The 16,386-nt window shown below is 39.0% G+C and carries 10 protein-coding genes and 2 pseudogenes; 2 read left to right on the forward strand and 10 right to left on the reverse strand.

The features are described from left to right. Positions 1 to 181 precede the first annotated feature (181 nt). Positions 182 to 1,102: an SDR family oxidoreductase gene (locus FNK51_RS00100; RefSeq protein ID WP_141992070.1), complete on the forward strand. Its 921-nt coding sequence runs from the start codon at positions 182 to 184 to the stop codon at positions 1,100 to 1,102. A gap of 136 nt (positions 1,103 to 1,238) precedes the next feature. Next, on the forward strand, positions 1,239 to 1,358 hold the full coding sequence (locus tag FNK51_RS00105; protein ID WP_286178534.1) for a TetR family transcriptional regulator: 120 nt from the start codon (positions 1,239 to 1,241) through the stop codon (positions 1,356 to 1,358). Between the two features lie 319 nt (positions 1,359 to 1,677). Here the strand turns inward: FNK51_RS00105 and uvsE are convergent, their stop codons facing one another. The 10 genes and pseudogenes from uvsE to FNK51_RS00155 form a co-directional block, all read right to left on the reverse strand. Further along, positions 1,678 to 2,649 (reverse strand): UV DNA damage repair endonuclease UvsE, encoded by a 972-nt coding sequence (gene uvsE / locus FNK51_RS00110; protein WP_141992071.1) that lies wholly within the window; start codon positions 2,647 to 2,649, stop codon positions 1,678 to 1,680. Between the two features lie 182 nt (positions 2,650 to 2,831). Continuing rightward, entirely contained in the window at positions 2,832 to 3,335 is a 504-nt protein-coding gene (locus FNK51_RS00115) for a PCYCGC motif-containing (lipo)protein (protein WP_141992072.1), read from the reverse strand. 612 nt (positions 3,336 to 3,947) lie between these two features. Further along, positions 3,948 to 4,469: pseudogene (locus FNK51_RS00120) on the reverse strand (helical membrane plugin domain-containing protein); the annotation flags it as partial. Then, positions 4,462 to 7,425 carry a formate dehydrogenase subunit alpha gene (gene fdhF, locus FNK51_RS00125; protein WP_141992074.1) on the reverse strand — a complete coding sequence of 988 codons (2,964 nt, stop codon included), beginning with the start codon at positions 7,423 to 7,425 and terminating at the stop codon, positions 4,462 to 4,464. The pseudogene FNK51_RS00120 and the gene fdhF, both read right to left, overlap by 8 nt. 189 nt (positions 7,426 to 7,614) lie before the next feature. Next, positions 7,615 to 9,495 (reverse strand): annotated as a pseudogene (pulA, locus tag FNK51_RS00130) (type I pullulanase); the annotation flags it as partial. 381 nt (positions 9,496 to 9,876) lie between these two features. Further along, positions 9,877 to 12,006, reverse strand: coding sequence for an ATP-dependent Clp protease ATP-binding subunit (locus FNK51_RS00135; protein WP_141992076.1), 2,130 nt, complete (start codon positions 12,004 to 12,006; stop codon positions 9,877 to 9,879). Positions 12,007 to 12,513: 507 nt separating this feature from the next. Then, positions 12,514 to 12,957: a C40 family peptidase gene (locus FNK51_RS00140; RefSeq protein ID WP_260398190.1), complete on the reverse strand. Its 444-nt coding sequence runs from the start codon at positions 12,955 to 12,957 to the stop codon at positions 12,514 to 12,516. A 205-nt stretch (positions 12,958 to 13,162) separates the two neighbouring features. Next, positions 13,163 to 13,789 carry a metal-dependent hydrolase gene (locus tag FNK51_RS00145; protein ID WP_141992077.1) on the reverse strand — a complete coding sequence of 209 codons (627 nt, stop codon included), beginning with the start codon at positions 13,787 to 13,789 and terminating at the stop codon, positions 13,163 to 13,165. 499 nt (positions 13,790 to 14,288) lie between these two features. After that, complete coding sequence (locus FNK51_RS00150; protein WP_141992078.1) at positions 14,289 to 15,200, reverse strand: hypothetical protein; 912 nt, start codon at positions 15,198 to 15,200, stop codon at positions 14,289 to 14,291. Between the two features lie 243 nt (positions 15,201 to 15,443). Then, complete coding sequence (locus FNK51_RS00155) at positions 15,444 to 16,334, reverse strand: selenium metabolism-associated LysR family transcriptional regulator (protein ID WP_098373286.1); 891 nt, start codon at positions 16,332 to 16,334, stop codon at positions 15,444 to 15,446. Positions 16,335 to 16,386 lie beyond the last annotated feature (52 nt).

Consider the following 16,386-nt stretch of genomic DNA (forward strand, 5'->3'; position numbering starts at 1 on the left):
CGACAGTTATAATAACTGCAATCGTATTAAACACAGCACTTCCGAAGTTATGTAAAATATTAGGATGGAGTAGAAAAATTGCTGTTGATGGTTCGCAAAAAATAAATTATGATGTTCGTTTATTTGCCTAAAGAAAGAATTTGTTCATTCATAAACTTTCAGGGATAGAGGTTTAATAACAATGGAGAGTATAATTACGAATAAGTGGACAGTGAAAGGCAAGTACGTCGTGATTACCGGGGCAACTAGCGGCATTGGGCTGGCCACTGCCAAAGAACTCGCAATTCGAGGCGCAAACCTGGGACTCGTCGCACGTAATCAGACCAAAGCGACTGAAGTAGTGAATCGAATTAAGGCATTAACCGGAAATAGCACCACAGTGGATGTGTTCCTAGCAGACATGGCTTCTCAGCAGTCCATACGTCAGGTTGCTGCCGAAATTCTGGCTAGGTGCCCGAAAGTGGATGTCTTAATTAACAATGCTGGCGCCTTGTTCGAAACTCGACAACTAACTGTCGACGGATTGGAGATGACCTGGGCGGTCAACCATCTAGCACCCTACCTGCTTACGACACTGCTCCTTGATCGGTTAAAGGAAAGTGAGCAATCACGAGTAATCACAACCGCATCCCACGGTCACAAGATGGCCAAGAAGGGGATTAATTTTGACGATCTTAGCGCCGAGCATCTCTATAGCTTTCCCAAAAAGTTCGTTGGCGGCCCTACATTTCGCTACGCGGAAACAAAGCTCGCCAACATCTTATTCACCGCTGAATTGGCGGGGCGACTGGAAGGAACCGGAGTCACAGCTCATTGCTTCGATCCTGGGCTAGTTTCCACGAACTTTAACCAGAACAACGGACTATTGGCCCGGTTGACCATGTCCGTGATGAAGATATTCTCCCGAAGCCCTGAGAAAGGTGCCGAAACTTTGGTATGGTTGGCGGACTCAGCCGAAATTACCAGTCACAATGGCCGTTATTACACCGACATGCAAATTACAAGCCCATCTGTACCCGCTCAAAACATGGACGCGGCAAAGCGTTTGTGGGAAGTAAGCAAGGAACAGATCCAGTGCTCGGACACGATTGATAAAGAGTAGTCCTATTTTACCTGAAAATTGGAGAGTGAACAATCGTTGATGCAATTAGATGAACCTCATGATGATGCAGAGAACAGATTAACATTGCATTCTTAAAGTATTTGCACACCGAGGAATCGTAGGAACAAAAATGAGTATGATTGCTGCTGAGGCCAGAATTAGCCAAGGTCTTTCCTACCACTATTTCAAATCCAAAGAAGAGATTTTTTACTTTGTTCGCGAAAGAAGCCATGGAAGAAGCGCAGGCGACACTTGAGAACGTCCGTAATGCTATCACCCAAAAAGAGAATTTTTGTTATGTAAGCGTTCCCTTAAGGTCATTATACCTATAAGTTATTACCCTTTATCTTTCTGAATAATTTATCAATGAGAACAGAAATCCGATGCTGGATTAGCGACCAAGCAGCAATTTGGGGCTTTATTTTATTTAAGGATTTCTTAAACCGGTCCCGGGATTTCTTTTCCTCGATTGTTGTTAGATTCATCTATATTAACAATAATTACGTTATGTAAACTAATATATTTGATAAAGAGAATCTTAGTTACTTCCCTTTGTCAAATGCAACCCCAATCAATTAATGAATATAAAAACTGGCATCATCTATGATTTCTATTTCTTTGTAACCTTTCAGCTCATCCATCAATTGGAAAAGTGCTCCATCCTTTTGTTTTGCTTCAATCATGCAATCCAGCTGTGGTAAGCTTCCCTTTATTTGTTGCAAAAATTCCATGAACATTCCTGTATCCACAAAGTCAGCGTGTGCTCGGAATTCTTTATCGGACCTTGGACTTGAAATATGCATTTTCGGAGGTAGCTTGGAATTACTCCAGGTATTTAATATTCGATTCCAATGGTCTTTCCAATCTTCACTTGGTAACTGATGTGCGAGGTAATGGTGATAATCAAAAACCATTGGAATCCCTAATTTCTCACATAAATAAAGGGTTTCCGACAAAGTATAGGTAGTATCATCATTCTCAAGAATGACCATTCTTTGAATCGATTCAGGAATCAAACCCCAATTATGGATGAACTGCTCTAATGCCTGTACATGCTCCCCATAACCGCCACCAACATGCAGAACACAGCGATGCTCGGGATCGACTCCCATTTTTTTCAATAACGTATGATGCATCCTTAATGTTTTTAATGATGTCTTCAGAATATCGATATTTGTACTATTCAAGATGACGAAATGATCTGGGTGAAAATCTATCCTTATTTTTGGGTGGTCCGTTATGAATGTTTTTAATTTAGCCAGCTCTTCTGAAATAGGCTCGATGTAATCCCATTCTGGAATTTCTGGATGATTGGCTAAAGGGATAAGTTTTGAAGAAAGCCTAAAGAACTGAATATTATTAGATTCGTTATGTATCAGTAAACGCCAGCAATTATGAAGATTGGAAATTGAAATGCGTTCGAGCTTCCTTATCGCGGCATCTCTGTCCTTAATTTTCGAAAACTGAGCAAAAGTCAGCGTTTGGGATGGTGAACAGTTTGGAACATGATTACTCATGGCTACATAACCAAGGCGGATTAATGTCAATGGGATAGCTCCTTTACGGTTTTATGGTTATTGGAAGTATTCCCCTTTGCAATCAATATTATATATGTAAGCAACCATCCCTCCAAAAAATTAAAAAATGGCCTTTTTCCGAATGATTATCGGGCAAAAACCATTTTTCAAATATTCATTTTCACGCTAGAATTTCATTTCTTTTTTTGTTCTTACACTGCAGGGGTCGGGGTCGGTTTGGCATATCCACTTTTATATTTTTCATCGACCTTATTCCGGATCTCTTTGATGCTCATACCATCATTCAAGTCCAATATGGATTGTGCAGCTATTTCTAAGCAAACTCCACATCTCGTACCGTGGTCATCCCAAACGACTTCACCATTTTTTTTATTTTCATGGATAAAACAATCGTAATTATTTTTATGGTTAGCTGACTCTCCACAACCGCAGTAACAAGGTATTTTTTCAAGTAAATCTTTGTTTTGAGCAACAGCTAAATAGATTGTCTTCATATCCTCAGGTTTATCAGCCAAGAAATCCGGTGCTATTTCCTTACTGCTGGTCTCCTCCTGAAGATCTCCTGATACCGTATGCTCTGAATGTCCTTCATGACTGCTTTCTTTTTGAGCAACACTTTCCTCTTCTCCTGAACAACCTGAAAGTATTAAAGAAGTACAGATTACCAAAGATATTGTCATTAATTTTAGCTTCATTTATACACTCCTTGATCAATTTGATACTCCCATTTTATGGTACGCAAGGGATTTCTACAAGCATAAGGTTCCATAATTATAAGGATTAGAAATGACAAGTATCCATGCCACATAGACTAAATTGTCTTTCTGGTACGACTTCGTGCATATTTTTATAGTATTATCCACACTTTAAGAAAAAAAGAAAGAGGTGTCCTATTCTCACTTTTCCGCCACTTTTTGATTAAGAATATATGTAATAAAAAGCTAGTGAGAAAAATTTTGATAGTAGTTTATCACCTCACTTACCTTTTGAAAAAAGCCGATGATTTCCTATAAGGGAATCATCGGCTCGGCTTAAATATTTTGGTGGGAATTCGTCACCATCACTCAAGATAAATTCCATATCGTTCGCATTTTTACTAACATTTCAATATTCCGAATACGAACGAGCAAGGTCCTTATTTCTTACTTACTTCTCGATAAAGTTAGCGGAATGGTTATGAGTGAAACTCCTGCTGCAATCCAAAACCAGCTGGTATTTCGTTTTTTTCCTCTTCCGCCTTTACTGGGTATACTTGATCCGTATGATTTTCTGGTGGTCGGCCGTTCTATGTCTGCTGTTTCATTCGCTTTATGCAATTGCTGATTCTCTGGTAGTTGAGTGGTTCTTTCTAAATCTCTTGTATCTTCTCCCATTCCTTTAAGGAAAGTCATCAGAAAAGTCATGGCTTGTTTGACTTCTTGGTCATTCAAGGAACGCAGCATTGCTAGATAGCTTGGCTTATCAGGAGTTTTATCAGCTTCGGCCACACGGGCAATCCCTGAATTGACTTTGAGGATAAGCGGTTCAAGCTGCTGAACATTAAGTGTTCCTAACGTGCCAAGTATGAGGAGGAGATTTTTTAGCGTATTTGCCGTTTCTGGGGTGTCTGCTGTTTTGACCAGAATGTTCAGCACTTTGTCCCCTTCCTTCAACAAACTGTTAACCATTGATAATATCCCACGATCCTGCATGCCTTTCATAACTTCAAACGTTTCTTTAATCACTTCTTTATTTTCCAAAAGGTTACGCTCTATATCCTCCAGTTCAATTCTTCTTCTTTCTTCATCGCTTAAGGTGATTCGATTGATCACTTTTGTCGCTTTAGCCACGGTTCCTCTCCTCCTTTTTGATTTTCAAGAGGTCACCAGGGAATATATAATCTTCGCGGGCCCATTTTTTTTGTACTTGTACACCTATCTGTGGTTGTGGATTACCATTACGATGGTTGATGCTCGGCAATGGATTATCTCCTTTGACCATGAGCACTTCCATTTTTGCCTGAACCTCCTTATAGGCAGGGGTATCAGTATCTTTATCTGAATGACTGCTAGTCAATTGGTTGATTGCCCCGTCACCCGAATCGTTCATTGGCAGATAAACCTCTTTACCTTTTACGCGATCCGTAATCAGGCATTGCACTTTTGCATTTCCATATGGTGAAGTAAGCCGAACAAGAGTGCCATCCTCAAGCCCTCTATCTTTTGCCAATTCCCGGGATACCTCAAGGAATACTTTTGGCGTTTTGGAAGTGATGCCTTTTGATTTATAAGTCATGTTTCCTTCGTGGAAATGTTCCAACAATCGGCCATTATTCACATGTATATCAAACTCATCCCCAAAGTTAATCGGTTTGGTCCATTTGACTGGAAATAACCTTGCTTTTCCATCGGGGAATGGAAAAGCGTCCGTGAATAAAAGCGGCGTATCTTTACCATCTGGCGCCACTGGCCATTGAAGACTTTTATATCCTTCCAAGCGTTCATAACTTACTCCAGCATATAATGGTGATAGTTTAGCTGCTTCGTCCATGATTTCACTTGGGTGTTCATAATTCCAACCTGCTCCTAACGAATTAGCTACATTCATAATGATTTGCCAATCAGGCTTTGAGTCACCCAACGGTTCAAAGACTTGATATAGACGTTGAATACGGCGTTCGGTATTCGTGAAAGTACCTTCTTTTTCAAAGCTTGGGCTTGCTGGGAGGACGACATCCGCGAATTCTGCCGTTCTTGATAAGAAGATATCTTGTACCACAAAGAATTCCAGTTTTTCAAATGCTTCATGAACATGATTGATATTGGAATCGACCAGCCCCATATCTTCACCTTTTAAGTACATTGCTTTGATGGTACCTTCATGAATCCCTTCGACCATTTCATGATTATTAAGGCCAGGGTTTTCGGGTATTTTGGCACCCCAGATGTTTTCATATTTCGCGCGTACGTTTTTGTCCGTTACTTTTTCGTAACTTGGCAAGCGATCCGGCATACTGCCAAAGTCGCTGGCTCCTTGGACATTATTATGTCCGCGTAAAGGATAAGTACCTGTTCCAGGTTTACCGTAGTTACCTGTTATGAGCAATAAATTGGAAATTGCAGTACTCGTATCGCTTCCTCCGCCATGCTGCGTAACGCCCATGGCCCAAAGCGATGCAACGCTCCCCGCTTCATGAATGGCTTCTGCAAGCGTAATTAAATCTTCTTTAGCTACGCCTGTTACTTTTTCGGCATATTCCATTGTGTAAGGTTCTAAAGTCTTGATGTATTCCTCCATCCCATTTACACGATTTTTGATGAAGTCATTATCTGTCCAACCTTTGTCGACGATATATTTAGTCACGGCCGACAGCCATATGATATCCGTTCCCGGAGCAGGCTGGATGAAGAGGTCGGAACGTTCAGCCATTTCATGCTTTCTGATGTCCGCCACAATCAGCTTCTGTTTACCTAGTTTATGGGAACGTTTGATTCTGGTAGCCAAAACGGGGTGGGATTCGGATGTATTCGAGCCTATGATCAATACAAGTTCGGAGTTTTCGATATCCCTTATACCCCCTGTATCCCCGCCATATCCAACCGTTCTGAATAGTCCCAAAGTCGCCGGTGTCTGACAATACCGGGAACAGTTATCCACATTATTGGTGCCAATGATTCCCCTTGCCAGCTTTTGCATTAAATAGGACTCTTCATTGGTGCATTTGGAAGACGTAATGAAAGCCATCGAATCCGGTCCGTGATATTCTTTGATTTCGGCGAATTTACGGGAAATCAATTCAAGGGCTTCTTCCCATTCAGCTTCCCTGAACGCATCCCCTTCTCTAATTAAAGGTTTTGTGAGTCTTTCTTCACTATTCACGAAATCCCATCCGAATTTCCCTTTTACACAAGTCGAAATTCCATTTGCAGGTGCCTCCACTTGCGGTTCGATTTTTAGGATTTTACGATCTTTGGTCCATGCGTCAAAGCTGCATCCTACCCCACAGTATGTACAAACCGTTTTCGTCTTCTTGATCCTTGCATCCCTCATGGCTGATTCCATATCTGAAATTGCTAAAATCGAACCATATCCCGTTTCTACATTTTTCGTTATTTCTATCATGGGTCGAAGAGTTTGTTTAGCGATGCCGGTTAAAAATCCGGCTTCCCCTTCCATTCCTTTTTCCATCATTGCATTACACGGACAAACTGTGGAACAGTGTCCACAAGACACACATGAAGATTCATTGATTGGAACATTATTATCCCAAATGACACGTGGACGTTTAGCTTCCCAATCAATGGTCAATGTTTCAGTGACCTGTACATCTTGACAAGCTTCAACACAACGGCCGCAAAGGATGCATTGATCCGGATCATATCGATAAAATGGATTTGACCAATCCACTTCATATGGCTTTTGATCAAAAGGAACACTTTGATGATTTACCTTCATTTCCTTAACAGTATTGTGTATTTCACAGGTGCCATTATTATAATCGCAAACCGTACAATAAAGCTCATGGTTATACAATATCTTGTCCATCGCCATGACCTGTGCTTCTTTTACATCTGGTGCAACAGTATCGATTACATCCCCATTCTTGATCTTGGTGGAACAAGACCTTACGAGTTCTCCATTAACGCTTACTAAACATGTATCACATGTTTCGATAGGACCTAGGCTAGGATGGTAACAAACATTCGGGACTTCAATCGAGCTATCCGTCAGCATTTGTAAAATTGTTTGATTACCTTCCAGGCTGGCCTCAGCACCATTGATTTTTATCTGTACTTTCTCTGGCAAAATAATCGCTCCCCTCTTAAAAAACGATAAAATTCATCATTAAGTATTTTCTACCCCCGCACATTTTTTCTCAAACTTGCGAAAGAAAATAATGGAAGACTTCATTTGACCAATAATTTTCATATCAGAAAATGAAATAAAGCCGAAGTGAGACATAGTATTCACTCACTTCGACTTTATTATCATTGGTTAGAGTTTGTTTTTTAGTACAAACGAACTTAAAGGGGCAACGGTTATCTGACTCCCTTTAACCCTTTCTATTTCTTCCAGGCCCGCCCGCTGACCATCCACTAAAACGGACCAATCACCTTCGTGGGGAAGAGAAATGGTTATAGCGTCCCAATTTGCATTATGAATCACTGCAATTTTGTAATCCTTATGTTTTAAAGTAAATGCAACCGCATTTGGAGGAGCATCAATGAATTGTAAGTGCTCCTCAATTTCTTCGGGTGTGCTTAACCTAAAAACAGAATGATTTTTCCTGAGCGAAATTAGTCCTTTCATATACTCTACTTCCCGATTTAACTCCGCTCTCCTTTTCCAATCCAACCGGTTAATCCAATCGGAAGATTGATAGCTATTTTCATCCCCATCCTTCGTACGCATGAACTCTTGTCCAGCATGTATCATTGGAATTCCCTGTGACAGTAAGACGACGGCCGAAGCTAATTTATGCATCTGTTTCCGTACCTGTTCTGTCGCATCTGGATTAGTGATGAGAAGCTTATCCCATAAAGTATAATTATCATGTGCTTCAACATAATTGATCACTTGATCTGGTCTTTGATATGTTGCTATATCTTCGTCATATTTCAAACCACCAGCGATGCCCTTTTTTATAATATCTTCCATTCCTGGTTTGCCATTCACGAATCCTTTATCATGTTCATTCATTACAAACCCTTTTAAACCATCACGGATCGCATCGTTAAAGTGAGCGATTCCAGGCATTTTAAAAGCATTCTTTTGATTTGCTTTCAGCTCTTGGGCCAAGGGAGTATCCATATCCCAGCCTTCTCCCAAAACAATGAGGGACGGATCAATTTCTGCCAGTGCCCTTTTCACTTCATTCATCGTTTCCACATCATGAATCCCCATTAAATCGAAACGAAAACCATCAAGGTTAAATTCCTTTGCCCAATAGGTTACGGATTCAACGATGAATTTTCGCATCATTTTACGTTCAGACGCGGTATCATTTCCTACACCTGTTCCATTAGATAAGGTGCCGTCGGCGTTATAGCGAAAAAAGTAAGTAGGAACGAGTTTATGGAAGTTTGAGTCCTCCACTGAATAAACGTGATTATATACAACATCCATGATTACGCGTAAACCGTGATCGTGTAAACCTTGAATCATTTCCTTTAACTCCCGGATCCTGACTTTTGGTTGATATGGATCAGTCGAATAAGAGCCCTCAGGAGCGTTATAATTCTGTGGATCATATCCCCAGTTATATTGTGGTTCATTCAATTTCATTTCATTGACTGTAGCAAAATCGAATATCGGGATAAACTGAACATGGGTAACACCTAGATCTTTAATATGATCAAGACCCGTTTTCGCTCCATCTGGACCTTTGGTGCCGGCTTCAATCACTCCTAAGAATTTACCTTTATGATGGATTCCGCTTTCAGGATGAATCGACAAATCCCGTGTATGCAATTCATAAATGACTATGTCCTCAGCTTTTTCGAGAGGCGGTTTATCCCGAGTCCACCTTTCAGGGTTCGTATCAGTTAAATCTATCACGACTCCTTTATTACCATTAACAGTAACTGCACGAACATAGGGATCGACGGCTTCACTCCAGGTTTCTCCCACACTCACTTTATATGTATAAATCAAACCATTCTGATCTCCGTTCAGCTCAATGGTCCAGGTCCCCTTTTCCGAACGAACCATCTGAATCTCCATTCCATCTGTATCATCCCAATGTTTATAAGTGACTAGCTTAGCTTCAGATGCAAGTGGTGCCCATAATCGGAATGCCGTTTTATCTTTAAGATAGGAATTTCCTAAATCTTTGCCTTCATAGAAATATAGTTCATCCAATTCCGACGGGTTTACTGGATTAATATTTGCAATCGGCAGAAATTCCAACTGATTTTCCGCTTCATTATCCATAGGTTTTCGATTATTTTTATTTTCTTCTTCAAAATAAGAAAGTGAATCTTTAATAGGTCATTCCTCCATTGCAATTCCCATTTTGGAACAGGAATTATTAATTTTTATAATCATGAGCAAATCTTCCCTTATGGTATGATTCCACAGGCAATTCCCACCAAAACATTCGATCAGCAAATTATATCAAAAATTCAGAAATCTATATTTATTAAACGAAAGCTGCATGTCAATTAGCTGAACCTTACCTATCATTTTATGAAAAGTGAATTCAAAAAAAATGCCTCCATAACAGTTTTACGGTCTTGGAGGCATTTATAGTACTCTTTATGGTGTTTTAATAATTTTCACAGAGGTATCCTCAACAATTGCAGTGAAGTTCTTAACTTCAGGCTGCTCAAAGATAAAGTCAGTGATGCCGTCTTCGAGCTGTTCTTGAAGAACACGGCGGAGCGGTCTCGCCCCGAAAGCTGGGTGATATCCGAGTTCAATTAGCCTTTGTTTCGCTTCATTCGTTACATCTAAAGATAAACCATTTGCAGCAAGGGTTTCGTCTAGCTCGTGAATCATGATATCAACGATTTGCAGAAGATCTTCCTTCTTCAATGCCGAGAATTCAATGATGCTATCGAATCGGTTCAAGAATTCCGGTTTGAAGAAACTGCCTAAAGATTGTAGGATTGAAGCCTCTTCCACAGCTGAACTTGTACCGAATCCCATTACTTTTTGTTTCTCTCCGACCCCAGCATTACTCGTCATGATGATCACGGTATCTTTAAAAGTAACGGTCCGCCCTTGACTGTCGGTTAAGCGGCCATCTTCCATGATTTGCAGGAACATATGCAATACATCCGGATGTGCCTTTTCGATTTCATCCAATAAGATGATACTGTAAGGTTTGCGGCGAACTTTTTCCGTCAATTGTCCAGCTTCCTCATGCCCTACATATCCAGGAGGAGAACCGATTAATTTAGAAACACTGTGTTTCTCCATGAATTCACTCATGTCAAGACGAATCATTGCTTCCTTGTCCCCGAACAATTCCTCAGCAAGAGTTTTCGCCAATTCGGTTTTACCTACTCCCGTCGGACCAACGAAAAGGAAAGAACCGGTAGGACGATTTTTGGATTTTAACCCTGCACGACTTCTTCGAACGGCCTTGGAAACCTTTTTGACAGCCTCTTGCTGCCCGATTACTTTTTTCATCAGCTCCTCTTGGAGATGAACCATTCTTTTTTGCTCATCTTCTTGGAGCTTACCTACAGGTATACCAGTCTTTTGTTCGATGATATTTTGAATGTCTTCAACGGTAACTGTTGGCTTAATTGCATCTTCCCCAGCCTGTAAGGACTTTTCCAGTTTTTCTTCTTCATCACGGAGAAGGGCAGCTTTTTCATATGCTTCTTCTTTTAAGGCCATTTCTTTTTCTTTATAAATTTGCACCAGACGCTCTTTCATCTTTTCTACCTGGCCGTCTTCGATGGTCAAGTTCAATTTGGAACCAGCTTCATCCATTAAGTCTATTGCCTTATCAGGCAGGAATCGGTCTTGAATGTAGCGGTTCGAGAGTTCAACAGCCGCTTTTAGGGCTTCCTCACTATATGTTACACCATGATAAGATTCATAACTATCTTTTAAACCATGTAAGATGACCAATGCCTCAGCCGTTGTCGGCTCATTAACGTGTACAGGCTGGAAGCGTCTTTCAAGGGCACCGTCTTTTTCAATTTTCCTATATTCGGATAAAGTGGTTGCTCCGACAAGCTGAAGCTCGCCGCGTGCAAGTGCAGGCTTCAAGATATTTCCTGCATCCATTGATCCTTCGGCTGAACCCGCTCCCACAAGTTGGTGAATTTCATCTATGAATAAAATGACATTTTTTCTTTCCTGCAATTCGCTGATCAATTGCTTCATTCGTTCTTCGAATTGCCCTCTAATTCCAGTATTCGAAACAAGGGACGCTATATCAAGCATATATACAAGCTTATTACGTAATTTAACAGGCACTGAACCTTCAACAATCGCTAAAGCAAGACCTTCGGCAATGGCTGTTTTACCGACACCAGGTTCACCGATTAAAACGGGATTATTTTTATTGCGTCTATTTAGAACTTCAATGACGCGTTTGATTTCTTCATTTCTTCCGATAACCGGATCGATAAGTCCTGCTTTAGCAGCATCGGTCAAATTGTGGCCATACTCCTCAAGCAATCCTCCGTCCTCGCCATGTTCAGCTGAATCCGTCTTTGGTACATCATTATAATTAAATGGATTGAATGAATTTGGAAATCCATTATATTGGAATTTTCCTGTATCCATTCCGCCCATCGCTGCTCCAAGTTTGTTTCGCTCTTCTTTATAACAAGTGGAGCACAGTTTCACATCATGCTCCTGACCATTCATATTTAGATGAACTTGAATATTTGCTTGGTTTACATGGCATTTTTCACAAAGCATGTAGTACTCCTCCTTTTAAAAATTGAATTCACTATAAATCTTTGACCTTCTTTGACTTTCTGACTTTATTATACATTGACCTTCTTTGACTTTCAATAATTTTGTCTGGGAATTTTTTTGCAATAAAAAAGAAATTCCTTCGATTTGGTTTGCTAAGCATATTAAACTATCCAATTCCAGTCAAATAAAAAGATTCTATGTATGCCTCTTAGTACATTCAGATATTATTGATTACCCACTTCAGGATAACCATAACCTAATCTATTAACAAAACATCAATTCCCTTTTTCCTTGCCCATATGCCTCATCCCCTCTTATATTTAAAACAAAAAAAGAGACTTCATTAAAGTCTCTTTTTGTAGAAAACAAGGGAGCGGATTGTCTGCCTAGCAATTTGAACGTTTATAAATAAAAAACTGCAGGCAAACTCAATTATTTCGAGTTTCCCTGCAGTCAGAGATATCATTAAGTCTCTTAGTTTTTTATATTAAGGTTGATTTCCTTCTATTATATACGTTTCGCACCAATATACTTTGGCTTCCAATAACTATTATTGGTTTTAGCGTATGAAACTCCTTTAGATGATGATGAGTGTATAAATTCATTGTTTCCTATGTATATAGCCACATGTGTAGGTTTTTTCGCTTTATTTGGTGCAAAAAACATTAAGTCACCTTTTTGCAGGCTTTTAACTTTCTTTCCTTTTTTATATATGTCAGCAGCGGTTCTTGGTAAATTCTTACCAGCCTTTTGATATGAATACTTCACTAAACCGGAGCAATCAAAACCTGAAGAAGAAATGCCACCCATTTTATATTTTGTACCTAATTCACTTTTAGCCACTTTAATCGCTTTTGTATGATATGAAGCAGCTTCCACTTGGTCCCCAGCAAAAGATGCGGATACAAGCATGATAGCCAATGACAATCCGACGACAATTTTCTTAAACAAATTATTTTACCCCCTGATGTGATTTGCTAAACTTAATATACTAGAATATGCATATCACTCGCATCACAGGATCTTTACAAATATGTTACATTTAGTAGATTTAGGAAGAATGACCATATAAAACATAAAAAAAAGTCGAATCAGGTGTCCTTTCAATTTAAATTTATTTTACCTCATAGAAAAAACAGCGGTAAGCGAACCACTGTCAAAATTCTTTTGAGAAAAATGGAAGAAATAACTTTACCCCACGTTTGTTAAAAGGTAAACATTTCAAATCTGCAATTAAATGACTTATGTATCCTAATATACAAGTAGTGAAAATTCCGTCAATCCCCATAAAGGCTTCGAATTGATGGGCAATGATGCCAAAGAAAGCGATACCTGCAATCGAATGTGTATAACTTCTATGTGGTGTAAAGGATGCTAGGATAATATAAACTCCTAACAGCCACAGCCAGCTTTCCTGCAAAGATAAACCACCGCCTAAAACCGCTAATCCAGTCAAGGTCAGCATATGCCTTTGTCTGATGAAAGATGAAATGATGATGATTCCGATTCCTGCCCCTACCCCGATCCATTTTTCCGTTTTAGAGCCTTCAAAAAGACTATAAATGATCATTAGTATCCCAATCGTTTGTGCTATCGTTCGAATAAACTTATGTGAAAAAGTAATCCTATTACTTAACTTCCCATCAATATCCATATCGGGCATAAGACCTGAAACTCCCCCAATGCCAACCAAGAATAAAGTGGTAGTTGGATCTGTTTGAAGTGTGTTTGCCGTCAAGAATCCAACTGTTGCCCCTAATGCCATGTGTGCTGTACCGTTCACTGTCTCTCTCCTGTCCCACTAAGAAGTAATCTCTGTTTCCAAGAAACGAATGTTTGTTCGAACTCCTGTATTCTAACTATACAATATTTTTGGGGGAATTTCTTTATTTTTTATAAAAAAGCCGTAGTAATCATTAATTTGAGCTAATAAATCCCTCGTTCTAAATTAAAATCAATTCTTCTAGAAAGTCTTTAATTGTTTTGTTTAGGTAATTTTCATCACTTAAAACCGCAAAATATTTTTCTGTAAATTGTAGTTTTTCATGAAATTTTATCCAAAATATGAATATACTAATCTATAAGGGGAGTGATTCAGATAGCTTTTTTAAATGCCTTCAATAATTTTAAAAACGGGAAAAAGTCCAAGAAAATAAAGAACATGGATTTTCGGGAACAACACGTAAAGAAATCGTCTGAGCTCATTGGTAATAATGTAATTGTCCAAAATATAATTAACAATCACCTTTCCAAAAAAAATAACCACTTGTAGGGTGGTTTTTTTAATTATTAAGGGAAATCGTTTCATTCTTTTCCAGCTTCTCACTCGCATCGTAAATATAGTGATACTGTAAATAGTAATCGTATATGACATTTTGCAGGATCTTAAGCAGTGATTTATCGAATGTATCGAATTCAGTTTGGTAACTATTTAAGACAGTGACAAATTTCCCGTCAATGTTTTCGAAATAATGGATAAGAAAGTTCTTGTAATATTCACTATCACTATTGCTTTTATTCGTAATGCATGGATCGCCGGTTTGAATGGATTTATCTAGCATCGCTTTGATGGATTTAGGCAGCTTTGCTTTTTTGAACTGGTTCAGGGTATAGATATCGTAGGTAAATGAAAGTCCTAATTGATCGGAATAAAAATCTACGGCACAGTCCAATGTATAGATTAAGGGTGTTTTAAAGTCCTTGCTGTTAGCAATTTCCTCTGATATCTCCAATTGATATTCCTCGGATGTTAAATACGCAGCAAATTTCATTTTTGAACTGCTCATGCTGAATACTTCAAAAACGGCTGCATCTTGTTTTTCAATTTCAATTTCGATATTAAAAAATTTAAAGTGTTTTAAACGGTAAAAAGCAATCGGTGCTAATAGGAAAAGCAATATCCAAACAAGGTAAAGAAATAACGTGTTAAAGATGATTTGATAAAATTCAGACGTCACAATCGGTTCGATGATTAACGATATCAATGTATGTTCAAAGCCCTGAGATATAGGGGGATTTGTGGCAGGACCAACGGCTTCCTCTGGCCTTTTCAAAGTTTGGATACCTAAATGAGCCATTGCAACTAGCGTATAAACAAAAATTAAAATTGTCCCAATCACATAAAATTTTGGCATGAATCCTATAATCCTGTCGAAAACAGAAATTCGCTTATCTTTCTGCTCCTCTATAGCCAATGTGGTTGCTCCTTTTAAGATTATTAATATCAGGAAAAGTCTACAGGGACTTAGAACTTCCTGGAGACTATCTATTTAATTTATATGTTTATAATTATGTGAAAATACGTAAAATTCGTATAATGATTGACATATTCCAAAATACTTTCGACGTTTTCATTAAAATTAAAAATATTTCGTCGTTAAAAATGCCCAACCTCTTCATTGAAAATGAAAGGATGAGCAAAAGTTTAGGTGATTTATTTAGGACGGACCCTTTATCGCAAATTCTTCGACCTTCCTTAAAAACAACTCGATGGCTTTTGAGGCTTCGAGGTCTAACTTTTTCACGATCGAAAAAGGTCTTATAATGGGTTCATTTTTCAAATGAAAGGTTTTCAATTCATTGGACTTCAGTTCTTTTTGAACAGTCAATCGTGATAACAGGGCAATGCCAAGCCCAGCCATCACCGCTTCTTTCACTCCTTGGATACTGGTGAAAATAAACGTTTTCTTTATATTTAACTCCAGGCTGCTCAGAAGTTTATCGGAATATGTACGGGTTCCAGATCCTTGCTCCCTAAGCACCCACGTTTGGTTTTGGAGCAATGTGCCCTCGATGAGATCCATCTGTGAAAGTGGATGAACCGGGGGGACGACGACTATCATCTCGTCATTCATGAATGGTCTGACATCAATATCTTTATAATTCGTTTCACCTTCAATCAAGCCTATATCAAGCTTATTCGAACGTATTCCTTGTATGACTTCATTGGAATTCGAGATGATGATTTGTATGTCCACCATCGGATATTGAGCCGCAAATTCCGCTAAAACTTTTGGAAGGTAGTATTCCCCTATCGTGAAGCTTGCTCCTATTTTCATCGTTCCGCTAACCACGTTATTAAATTCATTTATTTCTCTTATTGCTGTCTCATAATGATCAAGCATTTGCTTTGCATGTCTATACAAAATTTTTCCCGGCTCTGTTATTTGCACTTGTTTGGGAGAACGATAAATTAATTTCGTTCCTAATTCATTTTCCAGATTTCTTATGTGAAGACTGACTCCTGGCTGAGACAAGTTCAGAATATCCCCTGCTCTTGAAAAGTTTTTCTGTTCGATTACGGTGACGAATACTTTTAACGGATCCATGGTTACCTCCCTTATTTACCTTTGTGTTTCATTTTATCATAAGTAGAAGTAA

This window comes from Bacillus sp. B4EP4a, from assembly GCF_006680105.1.
Lineage (GTDB): Bacteria > Bacillota > Bacilli > Bacillales > DSM-1321 > Peribacillus > Peribacillus simplex_E.